This window comes from Mesorhizobium sp. M8A.F.Ca.ET.181.01.1.1 (assembly GCF_004792025.1).
GTDB lineage: Bacteria > Pseudomonadota > Alphaproteobacteria > Rhizobiales > Rhizobiaceae > Mesorhizobium.
On record NZ_SRTV01000010.1, the window covers coordinates 57,873 to 79,627 of the forward strand.

15 protein-coding genes are annotated in these 21,755 nt (G+C 57.0%); 8 read left to right on the forward strand and 7 right to left on the reverse strand.

The window, feature by feature from the left end; all coding sequences use genetic code 11:
- Positions 1-12 precede the first annotated feature (12 nt).
- Complete coding sequence (locus EN824_RS28205; protein WP_245521031.1) at positions 13-2,763, reverse strand: phosphoenolpyruvate carboxylase; 2,751 nt, start codon at positions 2,761-2,763, stop codon at positions 13-15.
- 908 nt (positions 2,764-3,671) lie between these two features.
- Here EN824_RS28205 and EN824_RS28210 point away from each other — a divergent pair.
- The 7 genes from EN824_RS28210 to EN824_RS35390 all read left to right on the forward strand — a co-directional run bounded on the left by EN824_RS28210 (position 3,672) and on the right by EN824_RS35390 (position 11,147).
- Positions 3,672-4,805: an aminomethyltransferase family protein gene (locus tag EN824_RS28210; RefSeq protein ID WP_135917446.1), complete on the forward strand. Its 1,134-nt coding sequence runs from the start codon at positions 3,672-3,674 to the stop codon at positions 4,803-4,805.
- Between the two features lie 4 nt (positions 4,806-4,809).
- A complete protein-coding gene (locus tag EN824_RS28215) occupies positions 4,810-5,415 on the forward strand; it encodes a dimethylamine monooxygenase subunit DmmA family protein (protein WP_135917444.1) in 606 nt (201 codons plus the stop codon).
- Positions 5,412-6,377: a PDR/VanB family oxidoreductase gene (locus tag EN824_RS28220; RefSeq protein ID WP_135932934.1), complete on the forward strand. Its 966-nt coding sequence runs from the start codon at positions 5,412-5,414 to the stop codon at positions 6,375-6,377. The genes EN824_RS28215 and EN824_RS28220 overlap by 4 nt, the downstream gene beginning before the upstream one ends.
- A gap of 38 nt (positions 6,378-6,415) precedes the next feature.
- Positions 6,416-7,456, forward strand: coding sequence for a DUF3445 domain-containing protein (locus EN824_RS28225; RefSeq protein WP_135917439.1), 1,041 nt, complete (start codon positions 6,416-6,418; stop codon positions 7,454-7,456).
- A 1,244-nt stretch (positions 7,457-8,700) separates the two neighbouring features.
- A complete protein-coding gene (locus EN824_RS28235) occupies positions 8,701-9,273 on the forward strand; it encodes a UbiX family flavin prenyltransferase (protein WP_135880828.1) in 573 nt (190 codons plus the stop codon).
- Between the two features lie 110 nt (positions 9,274-9,383).
- Positions 9,384-9,956 carry a TIGR02444 family protein gene (locus EN824_RS28240; protein WP_135917437.1) on the forward strand — a complete coding sequence of 191 codons (573 nt, stop codon included), beginning with the start codon at positions 9,384-9,386 and terminating at the stop codon, positions 9,954-9,956.
- Between the two features lie 633 nt (positions 9,957-10,589).
- Positions 10,590-11,147: a TetR/AcrR family transcriptional regulator gene (locus EN824_RS35390; protein ID WP_245521032.1), complete on the forward strand. Its 558-nt coding sequence runs from the start codon at positions 10,590-10,592 to the stop codon at positions 11,145-11,147.
- Between the two features lie 288 nt (positions 11,148-11,435).
- On the opposite strand, the gene EN824_RS28250 is transcribed toward EN824_RS35390, so the two are convergent.
- Positions 11,436-12,059 (reverse strand): MarR family winged helix-turn-helix transcriptional regulator, encoded by a 624-nt coding sequence (locus tag EN824_RS28250; protein WP_135917433.1) that lies wholly within the window; start codon positions 12,057-12,059, stop codon positions 11,436-11,438.
- Positions 12,060-12,297: 238 nt separating this feature from the next.
- Here EN824_RS28250 and EN824_RS28255 point away from each other — a divergent pair, with 238 nt between their 5' ends.
- Positions 12,298-13,758, forward strand: a complete 1,461-nt coding sequence (locus EN824_RS28255; RefSeq protein WP_135917431.1) for an aldehyde dehydrogenase family protein — start codon at positions 12,298-12,300, stop codon at positions 13,756-13,758.
- Between the two features lie 640 nt (positions 13,759-14,398).
- On the opposite strand, the gene EN824_RS28260 is transcribed toward EN824_RS28255, so the two are convergent.
- The 5 genes from EN824_RS28260 to EN824_RS28280 all read right to left on the reverse strand — a co-directional run bounded on the left by EN824_RS28260 (position 14,399) and on the right by EN824_RS28280 (position 21,628).
- A complete protein-coding gene (locus EN824_RS28260; RefSeq protein ID WP_135917429.1) occupies positions 14,399-15,823 on the reverse strand; it encodes a UbiD family decarboxylase in 1,425 nt (474 codons plus the stop codon).
- 184 nt (positions 15,824-16,007) lie between these two features.
- Complete coding sequence (locus tag EN824_RS28265; RefSeq protein WP_335930846.1) at positions 16,008-16,673, reverse strand: flavin reductase family protein; 666 nt, start codon at positions 16,671-16,673, stop codon at positions 16,008-16,010.
- Positions 16,594-18,090 (reverse strand): 4-hydroxyphenylacetate 3-hydroxylase N-terminal domain-containing protein, encoded by a 1,497-nt coding sequence (locus tag EN824_RS28270; RefSeq protein WP_135906878.1) that lies wholly within the window; start codon positions 18,088-18,090, stop codon positions 16,594-16,596. The genes EN824_RS28265 and EN824_RS28270 overlap by 80 nt, the downstream gene beginning before the upstream one ends.
- Positions 18,091-18,225: 135 nt before the next feature.
- Complete coding sequence (locus EN824_RS28275; protein WP_135932935.1) at positions 18,226-20,022, reverse strand: thiamine pyrophosphate-binding protein; 1,797 nt, start codon at positions 20,020-20,022, stop codon at positions 18,226-18,228.
- Between the two features lie 49 nt (positions 20,023-20,071).
- Positions 20,072-21,628, reverse strand: coding sequence for an ABC transporter substrate-binding protein (locus EN824_RS28280; RefSeq protein WP_135917425.1), 1,557 nt, complete (start codon positions 21,626-21,628; stop codon positions 20,072-20,074).
- Positions 21,629-21,755 lie beyond the last annotated feature (127 nt).

Below are 21,755 nucleotides of genomic sequence, written 5' to 3' on the forward strand. Positions count from 1 at the left end.
CGAGCTCTGATGCTAGCCGCTCCATCCAAGGCCAGCGGATATGCAGTTGATCGACAACAGAAGCGCATTGATTGCCCGCTTAGGACTTGGCTTCGAACCATCATGCGTTCGGACCTCATGCAGTAACTTCACCTGAAGCTTGTGGATGTCGTCCATCTGCGGTCGGGTTCGGTCGAAGTGGCGCTTAAACGCAGGAAAGCGTCGCGACAGGTCGACCGGGCCGGTGATCTCCCCGATTATGCGGCGCGTCAGCTGATATTCGGCAGCAATCTTCTTATGGATGCGCTCGCCTGTCTCAGGATCAGTGACAAGCCCGGCATATAGGCGGCCAATTTCCATGTCAGCCTGGTATAGCGTCTTGTCCACCTCATCGACGATCAGGCGGAAGAAACGCGAACGCTCGAACATCTGCTTCAGCAGATTAATGCCATGATCGCCTCGCACGGAGACGAACGAATTCAATGCGCTGCCGATACCGTACCATCCCGTCAGAAGATGACGGTTCTGGCTCCAGGCAAAGACCCACGGTATGGCTCGAAGATCAGCAAGGCTGCTTGCACCAAAACGACGCGGAGGTCTCGACCCGATCTTCAGGAGGGCGAGCTCTTCGACGGGACTCGCCTGGTTGAAATAGTCGATGAATCCCGGCTCGTTGATCAGGCTGGCATAGGAGGCCTGCGACATGCCGGTCAGGGCATCGAGCGCTTCTTCGAATTCCGGATTGTCCTTAAGTTCGGCCTCGTCGGCCGACTTGACGCTGTGGGCCAATACACTCGCGGCGAGGATTTCGAGCTGATAGAGCCCTGTTCCGCGATTGGCGAATTTCGAAGACACCACCTCGCCTTGTTCAGTCACGCGCATCACGCCACCAACTGTTTGCGCGGGCTGGGCCGCGATCGCCCTTCCAGTCGGCGCACCGCCACGGCTGACCGATCCACCACGACCATGGAAGAAGCTGATCTTGATCTTGTTTTTCTGACCCGTCCGCGTGAGTCGTTTCTGGGCTTTGCTCAATTCCCAGTTAGAGGCGAGGAACCCGCCATCCTTGTTGGAGTCAGAATAGCCGAGCATGATCTCCTGACGGTTGGCGAAGTCACGTATCGATCGACGAACAATCGACGTCGCCAGCAATTGATCCATGATCTCTGGTGCTGAGCGCAGATCGCCAATCGTTTCGAACAGGGGCACGACCTTGAGCCTGATCGTGCCAGATCCATCGAGAGCGGTCGCCAGACCGCAATACTGGGCAAGGAGGTATACCGCCAGAATGTCCTCGGGAGACTGTGTCATGGACAGGATGAAGGTGCCGATCGACGTGTTACCACTTTCAAGCGCAGCGTCGCGAATGACATCAAACAGATCGAGGAGTTCACGGGCTTCCTCACCAAGATTGTCTCGTTTGATCTCGAGCCGTTCGCCGGCGTGAAGGCTTTCGCGTATGCGCGCCGACCACTGTGGGCTTCCAGGTTGACACGCCGGAACATGCGGCGAGGCTGCTGCGAACAGTTCCGCCAGGACGCGATTGACCACCGTCGAATTCTGTCGGATATCCAGCGACACGGTGCGAAAACCAAAAGTATCGAGCTGCCTCACCAGCGGATGGACGAAGCGTTTGGCAATCAGATTGCCTCCGATGGCGTCAAGCACCTTCGAAAGCGATAGCAGGTCCTTCCTGAAACCCTCTTCATTCTGATAGGCAACACCACTTCCCCTGCCATGCAGCGCATCAAGCCGACACAGCATGGCTGCAGCGAACTGCCGAAGAGGTTCATTCGAATTCCTCGTCGCGATCTGCTGTCCATCACCGCTTTTATCAAGCGCCACCGTCAGCGCAGATCCAAAGAACTCCGGCATATCGACAACATTGGAACTGGCACTCAAAACTGTGACCAGCCGCCGTACCTTTTCCCGATACCATTCGATGGCCGCGTTGCGACACTCAGACAAGGCAAATGCAGTGATCTTTGCCGTCACATAGGGGTTGCCATCGCGATCGCCCCCAATCCAGGAACCATAGCGCATGAACGACGGCGTCTTGAGATCATGCTGCGGATAGTGCCGGCGCAATGCTCCCTCCAAGGTCTCATAGAGCTGCGTCGTCGCCTCAAAAATCACCTCACGAAAAAAATGCAATCCCCAGGCAATCTCTCGCTCGACGGAAGGGCGCTCCAGCCTTAGCTCGCCGGTCATCCACAGGATTTCGATCTCACTCTTCAGATCGCGGACCAGAGTATCGCGCTCACGTGGCGCCCATCGCTGCTGCTCCAGTTCCGTCAATTTGCGGTAGATGCGCCGGTGAATCTCAAGCACCGTCACGCGCTTTGCTTCGGTAGGGTGCGCCGTCATCGTCGGTCCGACACAGAGCCCGTTCAGGACCTCCTGTACAGTCGCGGCCGAGTAGCCTTGCGCTGCGATCTGGCCAACCACATTGGAGAATGACCCGATCACCTCGTCGGCCCCGCCGGCCTGCTCAAGCTCCCGGCGTGAGCGCATTGCAGCCAGTTCTCTGGCAATGGCCAGGAGCTGAAACCAGATGCCAGCGGCCTGCAGAGCGGCGATGCGCCGTTCCTTTGGCAATGTGTCGAGATCGACTTGCCCATTCAGCACTTCGGCTATGTCTGGCTCGCGTTCGGCCACAACCGACAAGAGCAGTCGGAACAGCAAGCTGCGGGCATCTTCACGGAAATTCATTGGCCGATTTTCTTCCAAAACATCGCCCTGCTCGTCTCTTGGGCGATGGTCCTGTTCCGGGAGCATGATCATCTTCGTGACCCTTCGGCCCCTGGGGCATACTTGAGGGGTTTCTGATATTCCTGCAATGAATTTTATATTCATATCAGTGTAAAAGCAACGCTTCAAGTAGCATATTGTCGGCGGCGTAGGATATAATTAAATGTAATTTTTTCAGATGCTTACAGCCTATGTCCCGCTCAGCAGCACCAGCCATCCTCCGGATGGAGTCCCCGACAGGAGCGACACAGGGATCCAGCAGATCAGCTGCGGGTCTGACGCGGTTCGCCGCGCATTTGGCACATCGCCAAGCAGTTGTGTCGACGCGAACGACGAACTTTTCGCCGGACCATCGCCATTTCCCCTTTTTCAGATGACAGAGGTGGCAAGCCCCTTGGCTGTTTGCGAAGCTCCCGTTGAGGCCAGACAGATGCATCCCACTTGGCCAGAACGGTTCTTGTCGACTCTAGCTCAAAGGGGGGCGCGTCCATCCTGCTGGGGAAGGACGCCAACGAACTCATTCGCCATCATCAGGATCGTTTCCCGCACGCGAGTTTTCTAGCAATCCACAGGGAATACGAAGGCCTCGTCAACTGCCTGGCGGACATGATTGAGGGCTCGCGGCGGTGCCCCGCAGCCGCGCGCTTCCACTTTCAAGACCTTGAATTTAATGGCTTTCATAGTCGTCACAGGAACTACGAGGTCACTCCAACCATCTCGACGCTCTAGCCTCATTTCTGAAAGCGCATAACTGTTCCTTTAGGGCAGGCATTCTTTACGAGTTCGGCGGTAGGCTCGCAAACCGAAAAGTTGCCTTACAGTAAACTTTATTGCATATGGGTATTGCACTGCGCTCGAATTTCAGTTCAGTATGGCTTACTTGGCGCCAGCCTTAGGCAAAGCGCGGACGCGATTGGGACAGTTTCGGAGGAGGACTACTGATGACGGCATCCTGGAGATTTTCGACCCTGGCGGATCGCCACCGGGCGCTGGGTTCGAAACTCGAAGACTGGAGCGGCATGGGAACCGCCTGGACCTACGACAAGGATGCCGACGAGGAGTACATCGCCATCCGCACCAAGGCCGGACTTATGGATGTGTCGGGCCTGAAGAAGGTGCATATCACAGGGCCGCACGCCTCGCATCTCATCGATCTCGCAACCACCCGTGATGTCGAAAAGATCTATCCCGGCAAATCTGTCTATGCGTGCATGCTGAATGACCAAGGCAAATTCACCGATGATTGTGTCATCTACCGGATATCCACCAATTCCTGGATGGTCGTCCATGGCTCAGGGTCTGGTCATGAAGAACTGACCCGGGCGTCGATCGGCCGCGATGTTTCCGTTCGCTTCGACGACAATCTGCACGATTTGTCGCTGCAGGGTCCGACAGCGGTCGACTATCTGGCCAAGCATGTGCCTGGCATTCGCGATCTCAACTATTTCCATCACATGCAAACGCAGCTGTTCGGCTTGCCCGTGATGATCTCGCGCACCGGCTATACAGGCGAGCGCGGCTACGAAATCTTCTGCCGTGGTCAGGATGCCGGCACGATCTGGGACAGGATCCTGGACGAGGGCAAGAGCGCCGGCATCATTCCTTGCCGCTTCACCACGCTCGATATGCTGCGCGTCGAAAGCTACCTCTTGTTCTACCCCTACGATAATTCGCAAAAGTATCCGTTCGAGAATGAAGGCCCCGGTGACACGCTGTGGGAGCTCGGCCTCGACTTCACCGTCAGCCCAGGCAAGACTGGCTTCCGCGGCGCCGAAGAGCATTACCGCCTCAAGGGCAAGGAACGCTTCAAGATCTATGGCGTTCTGCTCGACGGCAAGGAGCCGGCCGACGAGGGCGCGCCGGTCTATCGCGACGACAAAAAGGTAGGCGTGGTGACCTGCGCCATGTATTCGCCGCTGGTCGAGAAATCGATGGGCATCGCCCGGCTCGACGTCGACTGTGCAGTCAAGGACACCAAGCTCGAAATCCGCAACAAGAGCGGCTCGATCAAGGCGACGGCGCAGCCGCTGCCCTTCGACGACCCCAAGAAGATCAAGCGCACTGCGAAGGGATGAGGCGTTGGACACCACGCCGGTAAAGACGATTCTCAGTCGGCCGGTCTTCGGAACATTGTCCCCGCAGACCGGAAGCCACCACCTTTTTGTTGCTGACGCGGAAGGAGCTCTTGCTATTTCAGATATGGCCGCAAGAGCGCCGGCCGGATTTTTCGAAGGCGCCGAAATCGTCTATATCCCGGATCCGGACGGCAAACACGTCGCCGCTCTCGAAGCGCTGAAGCCGGGGCAGTTTCATCAGGCGCCGTCCTTCGCCAGCCTGCTGCCGCGACTGAAACAGACGCTGAGCAACGCCCATATGGGCCTGCGCCTCTACCTCGCCGGCACCGAAGGGCTGATCGGCCAGGCCATGCAGGTGGCGCTCGAAGCCGGCATCGATCACACCTCGATGCAAACAGAGCATCGCGGCTCGTTGGCGCGGCGCATGCAGTGCGTGCACTGCAAGGGCATCACCGAGAATGTCACGACGCAGCCGGCGACCTGCGCACATTGCGGCTTGCTGCTTCTGGTGCGCGATCATTATTCGCGGCGTCTCGCGGCGTTCCAGGGCGTGTGCATCAATGCCGAGGATCGCTCGGAAATTCCTCCAATGGAGGAGGCCTTCCCATGAGCACCGGCACCACCAAGCTCGATGTTGTCGTCAGCGATGTCGTTCCGGTCAACGACCTCGTCACCCGCTTCCATTTTCGCCGCCGCGATGGCGAGCTATTGCCGACCTTTTCCGGCGGCGCCCATGTCGTGGTCGAGATGCGCGACGGCGACCTCACAAGGCTCAATCCTTATTCACTGATGGGCTCGCCGCTCGACACGCGCGAATACACCATCTCGGTGCGCCGCGACGATGTCGGCCGCGGCGGCTCGCTGTTCATGCACCGGTCGGTCAAGCCCGGCCTGGAGATGGTGGTCAGCTACCCCGTCAATCTGTTCTCGCTCGACCTCAGGGCGAAGAAGCATCTGATGCTGGCCGGCGGCATCGGCATCACGCCGTTCATGGCGCAGACCGCGCAGCTCGCCGGGTCCGGCGGCAATTTCGAACTGCACTACACCTGCCGCACCGTCTCGCTCGGCACCTATGCCGACGTGCTGCAGGAGCGCTATGGCAACCGCATCAGGCTCTATCACGACGATCGCGACGAGCGCATCGAGCTGGACCGGCTGTTGTCGTCGCAGCCGCTGGGCACGCATCTCTATGTCTGCGGCCCGGCCGGCATGATCAACTGGGTCCGCGCCCGCGCTGCAGAGCTGGGCTGGCCCTCGGAGACCGTACACTACGAGCATTTCGCGGCGCCCCAGCCCGGCCTGCCTTTCGACGTGACACTTGCCGTCAGCGGCAAGACCATCCGCATCGGCGAGCAGCAAAGCCTGCTTGAAGCCATCGAAGCCGCCGGTGTCGATCCGCCATATCTCTGCCGCGGCGGCGTCTGCGGCCAGTGCGAGACCAACGTCATCTCGTATGACGGCAAGTTCATCCACAACGACCATTGGCTGAGCGAGGAAGACCACCGTTCAGGCTGCAAGATCATGCCATGCGTCTCCCGCTTCGAGGGCAAATCGTTGGTGCTTGAACGCTGAGGCATATCGGCGCGTTCGTCGGTCAGGAGGAGGATGTTATGGGAATTGACTTTAGAAAAGAGACGTTCCGGGGCGACTTTACCTTCAGGAACAGCCCGGAGCAGATCAAGCGCTTCCCGTTTCCGTTCCACGAAGACAGCTACATGTATGCGGTCAATATCGAGCCGCATGTTGTTGGTCCCAAGGGCAGCGTGTTGGAAAACCTGATCGACGTCGACGAGCACTATGTCGCCGAGATGCAGGACCGCGCTTTGGTGCTGGCCGAGGACCCGCTGCGCTGCCAGTCGCTGCCGCACATGACGCTGGCCGGCTGGGACCTGCTTGAGCTTCTGATGGAACAGCAGGCGCTGGGTTACCCCGAGCATTTCACCCTGGAGCGAAACGGCGATCGCTGGCGCTGGATCAACCGGCCGCTCGGCATCGATGACACCTTCACCTTCGGCGACACCTCGACGCTGCCTTACGGGCCGATGGAATACATCACCCGCCAGAGCCAGGGCGATTTCTGCATCCTCGACCAGCGCGACGGCAATCTGTGGATGGATGCCGGCATGGTCACCACCCAGGCCGACTGGTCGCTCGATTTCGACATCGGCATGAACTTCTTCGAGTGGCACGCGCCAGTGCCGCTGGCGCACGAGAAGGGGATTTTCGTCAGGGCGCTGAAATTCCTCACCAATATCCAGCAGGGCAAACCGGCCAGGCGACTGAACTGGACGATGACCGTCAATCCGCGCCTCGACACCAGCCCGGAGAATTACCACAAATGGGGACCGGACCGCACCACGGTGACGCCCGAGAATGTCGGCGACAAGGTGCATCTGCGCGTCGAATTGCAGAGTTTTTGGCGGCTGCCGCGCTCCAACGGCATCGTCTTCCCGATCCGCTGCTACCTCATCAAGATGGACGAACTGGTGACGCAGCCGAAATGGGCGCGGCGCCTGCACCGCGTCATCCGCGACCTGCCCGAAGAACTTGCAACCTACAAGGGCCTTACACGCTACCGCCCGGCCCTGATCGATTGGCTGTCTAAACTCGACGACGGGAGCCCGACTTCGCCCGGGTTTGGGCCGAACTGACCCTACCGACGCAGTCGCAGCAAGACATCAGCCGGAAAGGTATCGAACTCTTGTCGATGCACTGGGTCCTGTCGGAACTTGCTTTGGAATAACGCCAAACGGACGGTTTTGATCATCTGATTTGTCTCCCCAGCTGGGGCCGCTCCAACAAAGAGTGGCCCATTTTTTACGGATTCGATCTTGCCACGATCTGACCTAGACCATTTTGTGAACACAAACACGGGCCGCAGCGGGATGATTGGCCAGAGCTAAGGTGGGATCGCAAAGCGTCATGCCAGCCCGGATGGGCGCTAACTAGGTCTTCGTCGAGGAGGTGACGGCGGCATCGGTCATCCGCTGTTTAGCGCGCCCTGTTTCTTGTTAGTCTCGAAAACCTCGGTCCCGATTGCCGGGCGCGAGATATTCTCTCACCATCAGCTCATTTGGCACAAAGCGCACTCGCATAGCGGCACGCAAGTCGAGTGGCATCTTCGCCCGCCACGCCCGGAGCCGCCGCGCATGCTCGAATTCGACACCTCCGACGCACTCGCCGCCAGAGTGGCGACCGGCGTCTGTGTCGCCATTACGCCCCCTCTCTGCCTGCACCAGGGCGCTGCCCGTATCGAGAGCGTCGAGTTGATGCCGCTGCTGGGACCCGGGTTCTCGCGCGAGCTGACCTTTCACCCGCCGCGAGAGCGGGTTACCACGGCTTCTGAAGCTTGCTGCCTAGCTCGAGCACAAGGTGGAATGCATAATGTTGAACCCTGTAGGCGAAGGTTGATTCGAAACATCGCCCGAGGCAGTGCTCCAGTTTATGAACAAGACCTCCGCCCTATTCACGAGTTGCCGGCATGGCTCCTGCCTTTAAGGCGATGGCGAAGCTCCGCATTCAAGCCATTCAAGCCAACCGCCACGTGCAGCGCGAGACGTCCCTGGGAGATAGCTCGTTGTGCGCGCAGGGAAGCCGTTACCTACAACGATGTTCTATCATGAAATGTTATTCGCTCACATGTCTTGACTTCTGCGGTCTGGATGTTAGCGTGACGGTGGACAGCGAGGAGCATATACCGCCCCGCCATTGGATTGGCTGCATTTAACGGTCGTCTAAGCGTCGTCCCCAATCTTCGTTGAGCGATCTCCTGAAGCAACCGCGGTTCAAGCAACGTTTAAGATGGACCGCGACTTTGCACCTGCTCAGGCGATGCACCCCTTGATATGTTTTGCAGTTCGTCGAGGATAGGTTGGTTGATTTTTGGAGGTAGCATTTGACCGGATCGTCGAAACGCCTGATTGTGGGAATTAGCGGAGCTTCGGGCATTATCTACGGGATACGGGCGCTTGAGATCGCACGCCGTCTGAATCTTGAAACTCACCTTGTTATGAGTAAATCAGCGAAGCTGACGGCCACGCATGAGGTCTCACTCAAGATCAAAGAGATTGAGGAACTAGCTAGCGTTGTTCATCGCAACGAAAATGTTGCCGCTTCGATTTCAAGTGGCTCATTCGAAACAATTGGCATGATTGTGGCGCCCTGCTCCATCAGGAGCCTCTCGGAGATAGCGCATGGCACTACTTCGAGCTTATTGACGCGCGCGGCAGACGTCGTCCTGAAGGAACGGCGACGGCTGGTCCTGTTGGTGAGAGAGACCCCGCTTCATCTTGGGCATCTTAAAAGCATGGTGCAGGTGACTGAAGCTGGTGCTATCGTTATGCCACCGGTTCCCGCCTTCTATATTCGCCCTCAGACGATTGATGACATTGTTGATCATACCGTGGGCAGGGCGCTCGATCTCTTTGGAATGAGGCCTCCGGATCTCGTCAGGTGGTCCGGAGCATAGGTTCCAGCACTATACGCACCCCTCGCGCACAAATGACAGCGTGAACAGTCCTGCCCGCGGCTTGCCCACTGCTGGTTTAACTCGCACCCGATCGAACTTGGGAGGACGAAATGCCCCACGTCGCAGAGAAGGACTTGTGGAGTTTTTCTCTAGAACTCTACGCCCGCCCAGGAGTGAAGGAGCGTTGTATCAATCTGCAGGATGCGCTTGGGCTTGATGTAAATATCGCATTTTTCTGCCTCTGGTGGTCCGATCCTTCAGCAACCTACCTCGACCAAAATGCGTTCGACGCAATAATTGCTCCGGCTGTGCGGTGGCACCGCACGGTGGTTCTCCCAACGCGCGCGGCCCGCAAGGCGTCAAAAGGCGGCATGGCAAACCTGCCGGCTGGACAAACAGGCGACCTCTACCGTGCACTTCTGAAGGTCGAGATTGACACCGAGCATGCCGAGCAAACGATTCTAGTTGGAGGTGCCGTCGAACATACTGGCACCCTACCGTCTGGGCTCCGGGTTTCCGCGTCAAGGGCTGCCTTGAACATCGCGCTCTACAGCTCGCATCTTGGCCGCAAGATGGATGTTCAGGACTTTGACGACATGGCCGCAATTATCGCCCTCTGTTGCGGCGTGCCGCCACTGACCGCTCTTTCACACTTGTCCGCTTCGGTATCCTCGATCGGATGATTTTATGCCTCACCGGCCACTACAACGATGGCTTACCGATAGCAGTGGCCGCTGTGAGGCTCCAGTGGGCGACCCAAGCGCGTTAGCGCCAAAGCTCTAGGTTCGGGCGGAATACCATCTAGAACGCCTCGATCGCGATGACATAGTGCGAACGAGCTGCTTCAACAAATTCGCGATTCCACGCACCGATCGGCACTGCAAATTCTTTGCCCAGCCCTGGTACTGTGCTGTGATGCCGAATCTCGCGATCGAAAAATTAATTGCACGTCGAGGCCGATCTGGAACTAGCGATTTATCGCTTTTACAGCTCGTGCCAAAATCTGGTTTCGACCGATGAGCTACAAAAGTTTGACCGTCGATGGCCAGGATGAAGTAGTCGCATCCCGTCGAGTCGTCGTGCACCTGGATGAGACCTTTGCCAAACATCTAATAGGCACCGCTAGTTATACAACCACAGACCTTTCGATAAATGTATATGATGTAGCTATCTAGCGCAAGATCGAAGTGCGGGAAGGGTGCCGTAGCCCGCTGTGCAAGGCACCTGTCATTTCGTTGAGCGGCTTCGGTTTCGACGGAAAGGTGTGGATGGCAATGAGCAGGCATTCAGTTGGACCGAGGAGAAGCGACGAGACAATGAACGCTATTTTAAAGGCGGCTGAAAGCCTGGTGTTGGAGGCTGGTCACGCAGGCTTTTCCTTTGAGGCGGTGGCACGACGAGCACATGCGGGCAAGCCAACGATCTATCGATGGTGGCCAAACAAGTTTGCTTTGCTAAAAGATATCTACGAGAGGAGAAATCATGGCGCCGCCCCAATTTTTAAAGATTCCTTTGAAGAGGACATAGCCGCCTGCCTGACGCAGGTATTTAACAGCTGGTCTCGTGGATCAGGCCAGATATTGCAGTGTATGTTCGCAGAGGCTGTGTCAGCCCCTTTAGTGAAATCGTCGCTTCGACAGGTGGTCTTTCAAACTTTTCGCCAAATGGAGACTGCCTTCACAGCAGCGATTTCCCGAGGTGAGGTGCACAGCGCTATCGATGTGCAGCATGCTATCGAAATAATAGCATCCTATTCAGTGGCGCATCTGCTCGTAGCCGATGCGGTCAGGCCAAATCTCAATCAGGTCGCATCATGGTTCGCCCACGGCATGACCGCTGGCGGCGTCGACTTGATTCAAAAACAGGTTCGCTAGCTCCTTCAGACATGTCGGGATATCGCGGGCGCGGGAAGCGGTTCTTACGCGCCAGGCCACGGCGTTCGGGTTGCCCTCATGGCTGGCATCGACAGGTGCCTTCAAGCGCATCGTTCGATCGCGGTAAATGGTGGTGCTGGACGTCAGCGTCACCAACAACAAGAGGTGAACGCAAATTCGGCTAGATGCGGCAATGTCGAATGCTGGAATTATCAGGTCGACTGGTTGGGAATTTTGAAACGCTTGCAGGCTCAAATGTGCTGAGGGCGCACTGGCGCTGTATCCCCCTTACCGGCCCATGCCCCACCTACTATCACCTTCAGCGCTCTCACGCTCGGCCACTCTAAGCTCGGCTATGGCGAACTCGCTGTTGCGCGACAGACGGTTGAAAACGCCCTCCGCGCGCTCCAGATCCTCTGCGGACACACCTTCAAACAAGACGTCGTTTACGCGGCGGACGAAGTGGTTGACAGTTACGACCGTCTCCTCGCCAACCGCAGTCAAACTGACAAGCACACTTCTGCGGTCATCGTCAGCAGCGAATTTTTGCAGGAGGCCCATACGGATAAGCCGGCCGACCTCCGTCGTTACGTGCGTCGGCGCGAGATGAATGTATTGAGCTAAACGCTTTATCGTGACGCCCTGCTCACCTTGGCGGTATGCAACGCCGGCGAGGACGGCGAACTGCGAACCGGTCAGACCGATCGAGCGACCAAACGCATCTCGGCAGACCGAAAAGCGTCCCAGCACCTCAACGAAAAGGTAAATCACCTGTCGAAAGCGGTCGTCGCTACCTTTGTACAAGAGCTCGCGGTGTGAAACGGTTAACGGGGGAGAAAAGGGCGCTGGCTGCGACTTGCGTTTTCGTACTCTCCCTTGAGCGACTTCCTTGGTCGTTGTCACTTTCGCCATCCATATACCTCTATCTGCGCAGCCGTAGGGGATAAGCGTACAATCCCAAGGAGCACTAGTTACATCACAAAGCTAACTCAATCAAAGAGGGGATTGGGGATTTCCGCAGGACACTCATATCCGCGACATTTGTGTTCCCCCTTGCGATCCTTCCGTTCTCGTTCCAAAAAAAGCTTGATAAGAAACGTACATTTTGTAGTTATAGCCTCTAGATTGAACGCTCGCCACGAGGACCCTCATGCAATCCAATATCCAGGCTGCCCTCCCCTCGCACCGCAAGCTTTATTATGGTGGCGGATGGCACGAGTCTCTGACGGGTTTGAGCGAAGAGGTTTTCGATCCTGCTACCGGAGCAAGTCTTGGCATCACCGCGATTGCAGGTAAGGCGGATGTTGACGCCGCTGTAGACGCCGCACAGGCAGGCTTCCGAGAGTGGCGACAAACAAAGTTGCAAGATCGGGTCGCACTTTTGCGCAAGGCGGCAGCAATCATCAGAGCCAATGCCGAGCGGATAACTCTGACAGATTCTGTCGATTCTGGTGGCCCATACAAGCGGATGATTAAGGACGCCGAATCCGGAGCCGCCACCTTCGAGTTCTTCGCAGGACTTGCGACGGAAGCAAAGGGAACCACTATCCCCTTCAGTGCAGATTCAATCAACTACACGGTGAGGGAGCCCCTCGGCGTGGTCGTGCGTATCAATGCGTATAACCATCCATTTCTGTTTGCCGCCCAACGCGCAGCCGCCCCGCTCGTTTCGGGTAACGCAATTATTATGAAACCGCCCGCCCAGGCGCCACTGTCCACGCTGCTGTTTGCAGAACTGGTTGGCGACCTGTTTCCACCCGGGGTATTCACGGTTTTGCCGGGAGGACTCGAATGCGGCCAAGCGCTTGTCGAGCACCCGAAAGTCGCCATGGTTGGCTTGATCGGGTCGGTCGCCACAGGAAAGGCCATCGCTCGCTCCGCGGCCGGGACGTTAAAGAAACTCAGTCTCGAACTAGGGGGCAAAAATGCTTTGATAGCCTTTCCCGATGCAGACCCCGCGAAGGTCGCAGCTGGCGCGGTCCAGGGCATGAATTTTACATGGTGTGGCCAGTCCTGCGGTTCGACGTCTCGTGTTTTCCTGCATGAGAGTATTTACGACGAGGTCATTGGGCACATCGTGGCATCCGTGTCGAAACTCACGGCCGGCATTCCATCCGACCCGGACACGGACATGGGATGCCTCGTCAGTGCAGAGCAATTGGCAAAGACAGAGCGTTACGTTGAGTACGGCAAGGAGGACGGAGCGACGCTGATCTTCGGTGGTAAGAGGCCAGAGGATCCCCGGCTTTCTGGAGGCTTCTTCTACCTTCCGACAATTTTCAAAGATGTCTCGCCGTCCATGCGAATTGCGCGCGAAGAGATTTTTGGTCCGGTAATGTCCATCATTCGCTGGTCTGACGAAGAGAGCCTGTTCCAGGCTGTAAACGAATCAGAGCTGGGGTTGACCGCCTCGATCTGGACCGAAAACCTGAGTACCGCCCACCGTGCGGCCGCAAGGGTCGAGGCTGGGTATATTTGGGTCAACGGCTCGAGCACGCATTTCCTTGGCGCGCCATTCGGTGGTTACAAGCAGTCCGGCCTCGGACGGGAGGAATCCATCGAGGAACTTCTTGCATGCACTCAGCTCAAGAATGTCAACATTGCTTTCTGATGGGTTCGGGGGCGACCCGCAATATGGATGCGGGTCTTCCTACGAACGCCGACAAATCAACGCACGTTCACTTCCACGGTGATTTGATGGTGCTCGACAATGGGTCCAAATCGCGACGACATGTCAGCGTCCTTGGTTGAATGTCCGTCGCCAGTCGACCTGGATAAGTTTCGGATACAAACTGACATTGTTGTCCGCAGCGACTCGGCCCTATTTGCTCACTCGGTCTCGCCAGGGGACGCCAGAGAGCCGCACTGTTCAAGGCGACGCCGACCGGGATCCGGTGCCTCCGGTGAGAGCGAAGGCGCCAAGATGGATGTAGGATGTAGGCACCCTAACGGCAGTGCAAATCCTCCGAGTTCAGAAGCTGGCGTACTGTGCAATTTGCCGATGCCACGGTCGACTGCTTTGCTGGTCAGCTGGAGCCGTGCAGGCGCGACCGAGGAAAATGACGAGGAATGTGAACAGTTCGCGAAGTTGGCAGTGAGCCTCCAACAGCGCCGATCACCAGCACGATGACCAATCCGCAACTACCGCTACGGAAAGGGCACGTCGGCTCAGGGTCTGTGCGAATAAATTATACCCAGACCTCACTCCGGTTATCGGCGCCGGCATTCGCATGAGATTGGAGGCCGCCCTTCTACTTGAATACCTGCGGCCACTTCTGCCGGATTCCTTGGGCCTCTTGGATGCCAAGCGCTGTGGTGGGCGCGTAGGTGCCCAGCTGCTGAAACGGAATGCAGGCATCGATGATCATTTTCGAATGTGAGGTCAAACCAATATCCCGATGCGCTGGGGGGATGCGAGGATCGAGCGAAGAGCTCCAAGCGTTCCGGATAATGTCCACATCCTCAGACGGTTCGGCTCTCGTGGTTATGGCCCACATTACGTCATTGAGACTTGTGGGATCGATATCTTCATCGACCACGACCACTAGACGCCCCATATAGCTATGCGCGGCCGCAATGAGCGCTGCGCGCTTAGCATGACCGGCGTAGCGCTGCCGGATTGCGACGACTGTCATCAGTTGCGAAACGTGCTGCCAAGCTCCTACTACGTCGGTGACACCAGCTGCTTCCAGGTTGCTCCAGATGCTGGCAGCACGGAACGACAATCCGAAATGGAAGCGTGGTGGCTTCAAAGGCGGAGAGCCGAAAAGTATTGGATCGTTGCGAAAGTAAGTGGCGTCCACCTCCATCACCGGGCCTGGTCGAGAATCGGCCGCGTAGTAGCCGGTGAACTCCCCGAACGGCCCTTCTGGAAGGCTTTCAACAGCCATCGGCAGTAATCGCCCTTCAAGGACTATCTCCGCCCGTGCGGGGATCGGAAGGCCAGTAAGCGGCCCCTTGAACACCTCTACCGGCGCTCCGCGGATGGCGCCCGCAAAGTCAAGTTCCGATGCTCCCTCCGGGAGATACTCAAAGCCAGCGATAAACAGTGATGGGTCCTGGCCATTGACGACGGCCACGGGGCAGGCCTGGCCGCGATCCCAATATTTCTTCGAAATGATCGCACCATGACGTCCGTTGTGATCGAATTGAATAGTGACGCGATTTCGACTGTGGACTTGGACGCGGTAGATCGAGCAGTTGACCCAGCCAGTATCGGGGTCTTGCGTCAGGACGACGCTGCCAGACCCGATATAGGGGCCCCCGTCCAGCTTGTGCCAGACTGGGCTTGGGAAACGAGAGAGGTCAACATCCTGGCCACGCGCTTCGTTTTCCAGAACTGGGATGTCTTTAGTCTCTACAGGCGCGATCGGCTTCAAGCTCGTGCGTCGAGTTTTCCAAAGCTTCAGTGCTTCCAGTGCTGGCAGGTTGTAATCTATGCCAAGGGCCAGCGCTGCTCTCCGCGCACTGACCGTTGCGTTGGTGAAAACGCGGTTGCCAGTCGCCTGGCCGGGAATGTCGTTGAACAAAAGGGCTGGACAGCTTGCGTCGCCGGCAGCGACTTCGGTGATAGCGCCTATCTCATGCATAAGGGATGCGCCTGAAACGCGCCGGAGATCGCCTATGTCGTCCACCAACCCAATGAATTCGCGAAGATCTCGGTAGGCAACATTCATGGCGAGCCCCTATCAGACAAATGATGCATGTGCAGTGGTTCAGATGCCCTATTTGGCAGGGTCAACCTGCAACGGCGACGCGTCGACTCCCCAAGCCGCATTGAAAGACAATGATGTGGCAGTCCCGTTGGCGGGGCACAGCAGACACCGCGTTGGCGGCTATGGTGGGCAGCGTGTCGCGTACCTACCATCCGTGCGGCCACATCGCGTTGTCTGGAATTGTTTCCGAACCCACTGGGGGCGCGAGATGCCGATAAGTACCGCCGTGGAAAAGGAGGGGATCGGTCCCGGCTTCGGAGTTGCGAGTTGCGGCAAGAACACGCCCGAGAAGGATAATATGGTCCCCTCCATCGTAGCGCGCGTAGACTTCGCATTCAAACCACATCAGCGCTCCCCCGATCAGGGGAACGTTGATCACATTAGCCTCACGGATTTCGACTCCGCTCCATTTATCCGCCATGCTCCTGGCAAACCGGCTAGAAAGCTCGGACTGCGCCCGCGCCAAGATGCTTACGCCGAACCGGTCAGTCGCGTTCCAGGCTTCCAATGCCCGAGCCGTCCGCGCAATGCTGAACGACACAAGCGGAGGGACAAGCGAAACCGAGTTGAACGAACTAACAGTCGCACCGATCATCTCGTCGCCGACGCAGGTGGTAACGATCGCAACACCCGTCGCGAACGTCGCGAAAGCATTCCGAAGTTCCCGGCCGTCCTCTAACGTGACGGGCTGGCCGCTTCGTTTGTGCGAAGGCCCTGAGGCCTGGAGTGAACTAATCGAGGGCAAGAGCTTTGTCCACCAAGTTAGTTGCGCGGCGCATGTCGTAGCTTCGCAGCATATTCTGCTTAACAATGAACGACGCGCCGCCGTAGAACTTCTCGTACTGTTGATGCCGGTTACCAAACTCAGAGCCGACGAAGTCCCACGCCAGCCGCATTAGCCGAATGCGATCGCGAGCAGACGTTATTCCGGACGCCATGTAGCGCTCAATATCGGAGGCAGTCTCCGGGCTGTCGAGATCTTTCACCGAGGAAGGCATGGTGATCATCGCTGCACCGGTCAGCTCTTTCACCACCTCTATCATGCGGGGGTTGATCTCAGATTGAAGCGCCATCACCGAATAAAGCGCCGCTGGATCAGGCCACATGAAACCGCGCTCATCATAGGTCGCTGTGGTCTCCTGCGCTTCCAGCATCTTCTCCACGATCGACACCAGGGCTGTCAGTTCTCCCATCTGTACCATCACAGGCGGAAGCCCTGAGTTACCGGTAGTTTCGTTCATTCGCTGCAGCAAGCCGACCATAAAGCGGAGCTTGGTCGCGTAGCGAGCCTGCGCCTGAAGGTTGCCATAAAGATGCGAGGGTGTCTTCCACCACTGGTCGCGACACACCTCAATGTTGCGATAGATGAACACTTCTTCCCACGGCACGAACACGTTGTCCAACACCACAAAACAATCAGATTCATCGAACCGGCTCGTAAGCGGATAGTCGAAGGTATTGGTAGCTTGCAGAGCGAAGGGACGCCGAGGATAGAGCTTCAGACCTGGAGCGTTCATGGGTATGGCGACGCCAATGGCGTAGTTCTCGTCACCCGCCTGAAGTGGGTGAATGCAGCTTAGGTAAAGGTAGTCAGAATAAACCCCGGCAGTAGCCAATTGCTGGGCGCCGGAAATCACGATCCCGCCATCCTTCTCCTTCACGACACCTGCGTAGAGAGTGGGATCACTTTGTTTGTGCGCCGGCTTAGACCGGTCGATCTGCGGCGGCACAATGGCGTAGGTCGCCCAAAGGTGATTTTCGCGCAGCTTTTCGTAGAAAGAAACCACGCGCTCGCCGTATTCCTTGCCGCCGGCTGCGAAAACTTCCGGAAGTGCCGCATAGCCGCAGAAGAAACCAGATACGTGGTCGGGTGACCTGCCGATCATCCCAAACGAGGCCTCAGACCACGTTTCAGACGCCAATCGCCGTGCCTTAAGATCCGCGTGGCTCTTAGGAATTTGATAAGCGCGCAACACGCGGTTGCCAGAGGTCGGCGACACGAAAGTCATCCGCTCCTCCATCGCAGGGTCAGAGGCGATGTCGAATAGCCGAGCAGCCGACCTTGCCCCTTCCGCGAAAGCAGGATGCGTCGTGACGTCACGAACACGTTCGCCATCAACGAAGACGGCGCGACCGTCCCGAAGCGAGTTTAGATACTCCTCACCCGTTCGCATGCTCCTTGAAGACTGAGCCTTTGCGGCGTCGATGGCATGGAGACCAGGATTCATCGAATGCACTCCTACTTGATTGATCTAATTAGATACATACATATTGTAGCTATTTTGGTCAAGCAGAATTTTTGGCGACCCGCTTTCCTATCTCTCGGTCTGCGGGGTGCCCTGATTGCAAATAGGACCCGCCTGTCAGGTTCGCCCGGAATCCCGCTCTTTGAAGACATTGAGCTTGCGATACTCAGTAAGGCACTCCACCACGACGCATTTACCATCGCGAACCATTGGGATCGCCTCACTCAGCGCTGCCAGATACTCGTCGTAGCTAGTAATGGGTCCAATACCTATTGCTCCGAAGCCTTTCGCAACAGAAACAATCTCGCATGACGGGTCCACCAGGCTCATTGCCACGCCGGCGTTCTCCGTGGGACGATTACGAAGTTCCGCCATTCGGACTTGATGATGCTCATCGCTGAGGAAACTTCTGTTGTTGTTGACCACAATCAGGCTTGGAATGCGGTATTTGGCGGCCGTCCAAATCGCCGAGGAGCCTGCAAGAAATTCTCCGTCACCTATGACTGCGACGGGGAGCTGGCCATTTTTGCTGACAACGATCGCACTGCCGATCGCTACGGGAACCATCATGCCGACGGCGCCGCCAGCTTCTCCGGACAGGTCGAGGCTCAAACCCGTCCCGAGTTTCATCACACCAGGCGCTTGGCGACGCGAATTGCCGACAGTGATACAGTACGGTTCATTCGCCAGCTGTTCCGCCAAGCCCGTCCAAAGTGATGTCTCGGTCAGCCGTTGCCCTGCACGGTTCGAGGCTATTAGCGCCGCTTGTCGTGCAGATAGCTCGGCCTTGAACGCCCTTAGTTGAGTACGCCGGCCCTCTACCCGAGCTCCCGACGACGTATCGGCTTCAATTTTGGCTTTACAGCATCGCAGGAGCTCTGGGAGGGCCGTTGCCGGAGAAGCGAGGATAGGTAGGTCTACAGCTGGCAGGGCTTGATATTCGGCGGTAAAGCCGCGATGTAGCAGCTCATCGCTCGAGATGTTGATGATCTTAACACCTGCGGGCAGGTCGGCCGTTTCGCCGGCCAAATCCGTACAATCGAGCGCAAGAACGACGTCCGCCTTCGACAAAATCGCCTTCTCGTCTCCGGTGAAATCAAGGTCGTGCGGACTAGGAAAGCTCCTCCATGCCCAGCCCTGGTCAAGGACAGGCATGGCGAGCATCTCCGCAAGATCCACCAACGCCTTGCTCGAAGTCTCGTCTCGTCCGGACCGGTCGGCAATAGCGACGGGAAATCGACTCTTGCAGAGCCAAGAGGCTGCTTGTTCAACCAGTTCAGGAGGTGGAAACGGCGATGCAGCGGGCGCGAAACGGGTCTGATCCGGCAGAACAAAATCACTTGGGACCGGTGCCTCCTGAATATCAGTGGAAACACAGACATAGACAGGGCCTGGCGGTTCCTGCCGCGCAATGCGATTTGCCCTGAGAAGAGCTTCTGTAAGAGCTGCGAACGAGGCGGGCTGATCATCCCATTTCGTGAAGTCGCGGACCAGATTGCCCTGAACGTTTGCCGTATGCATGCCGTCAATCAGCGGCCGTCGCTTCGCGGCGTCTACGGGTCCCGTGCTGCCGATGATGAGCATAGGGCTCCGGTCGATCCAACTGTCGAAAATTCCCATGGAGCCGGCCAAGAGACCGACGACATTATGCAAGATGACCCCCATGGGCTTGCCGGAGGCCCTGGCGTAACCGCGGGCGATGCCCACGGCGGAATTCTCATGAATGCACAGAAGAAGACCTGGATCCTTATTCCCTATGTGGTTGACGAACGAGTCTTGCATTCCCCGGAAGGATGCACCGGGCATTACAGCAACGTATTCGATGTCCATTCGGTGCAGCATTGCAGCGACGACATCCGACCCCCACTCCGGCCCGTCTTTCGACGGGCCGGACTTGATGACGGACTCAAGCATTATAGTTTTTTGCACGTTAAAACCTATCTACATACCTAAAAAGCAATGACTAACTAAAGCTCGAGTTTGCCAGATCAACCTGGGTTTCCAGCGACACACGAAGGTCGAATGCCGACTGAGCCACCCACAGCTTGTCGATAAAGAACGGCACGATCAGTCCGGATTCTTCGGCGACGAGGCGCAAAGCCTCCTGAAAAAGGCTTTTTTGCTTCGCTTCATCCAGCGTAGCCAGGGCCCCGGCAACCAGATCATGCAACTTGGGGCTTTTGAACCGAGATTCGTTCACATGGGAGTCCTCGCCGTAGGTGATCGGAAGCCGGTCTGCTGCGTGGCGGGTTGTCCAGTAGGTCACATACATCGCCCCATGCAGCCAGACTTGATCCCAATAAGTCGAAGGCGGGTGCTGCTTGACGGTTACTCTAATTCCAGCCGGGGCAACGATGCCCGCAAAGGCAACGGCAAGATCAACCATTCCTCCGAACGATTCCGACGTTCCCAATTCGATATCGATACCGTTGGGATATCCGGCTTCCGCGAGCAGCCTTTTCGACAGTTCAATATCCTGCGAGTGATCTACGTCTGAAGGATATAAGGGATCCGTTGGAGGCACGGGAATGTCGTTGCTGACTTCGCCATAGCCTAGATAGGAAAGGTCTAGTAGCTTCTTGCGGTCTATAGCGCGCTTGATTGCCATTTGAACACGCGGATCATTGAACGGCTTCTGAGTCGAATCCATGGCAATGCACATCATTCGATCAGCGGTGAGCCGTGCCAGCTTTACCTTGCTGTTGCCCTCAATCGTCCGAGCGAGCGAAGGTTGTATCGCATCACACGCGTCGAAATCGCCGGCAACCACTGCCTGCAACTTAGTCGCCTGCTCCGGGATTACAGAAACGCGAATACGCTCAATCTTCGACGCTCCACCATAATACTCGTCATTCCTTACAGCTTCCCAGCCCTTGCCAGGCGAATAACTGACAAGCTTAAATGGACCGCATCCGATGGCTTTGCTCAGGTCCGTTGTCCGCGTTTCGAAGCCGGTCGGAACGATCGCTGACTGCCTCGTGCCGAAAGTAAGCGGAAGGAACGCGTCGGGTCGCAACAGGCCGATCGAGATCTCGTGATCGTTTTTCACCACGATACGCTTGGGATCAATCGAGGGCGCAAGCCGCGCAAAAAGATCTGAGCCGACATTTTTATCAATCAGGCGGCGGATCGTATACTCGACATCCGCAGCGGTGAACGGGCGGCCGTCATGCCACTTGACGTCCTTTCGAAGATAGAATGTCCATTCGGTCGCGTCGCTGTTGGGCTCCCAGCGCTCCGCAAGATGTGGCGTTAGCTTATATGTCGCATCATAACGAACCAGATGATCGTAAACCACGCCGACGACGACATGTGAATTGGTTATTTCAGACAGCGCTGGATCAAGCGTTTCTTTGACCTGGGCATCGCCAATGGCGAGTTTGATCTCTGTTTTGCCGGCAGCGTGCGCCTGAGAGATTAGTGAATCTACGATGCTCAAAGGCGCTAGAGCACCTAGCGCAAGCATCATAGCGTGGCGTCGACTGATGTTCCAGCCGACAGCTTCCTGCTGCTTCTTCATGACCAGTTCCCCTGTTTTAGGACGGCCGAAACGCCGCCAATATTAATCTACCAGATTAACATATCTCTGTCATCTAAAATAGCACCTAAAATCGTACATATTCTGTCGGGAAACGCGTTGGCCGCGC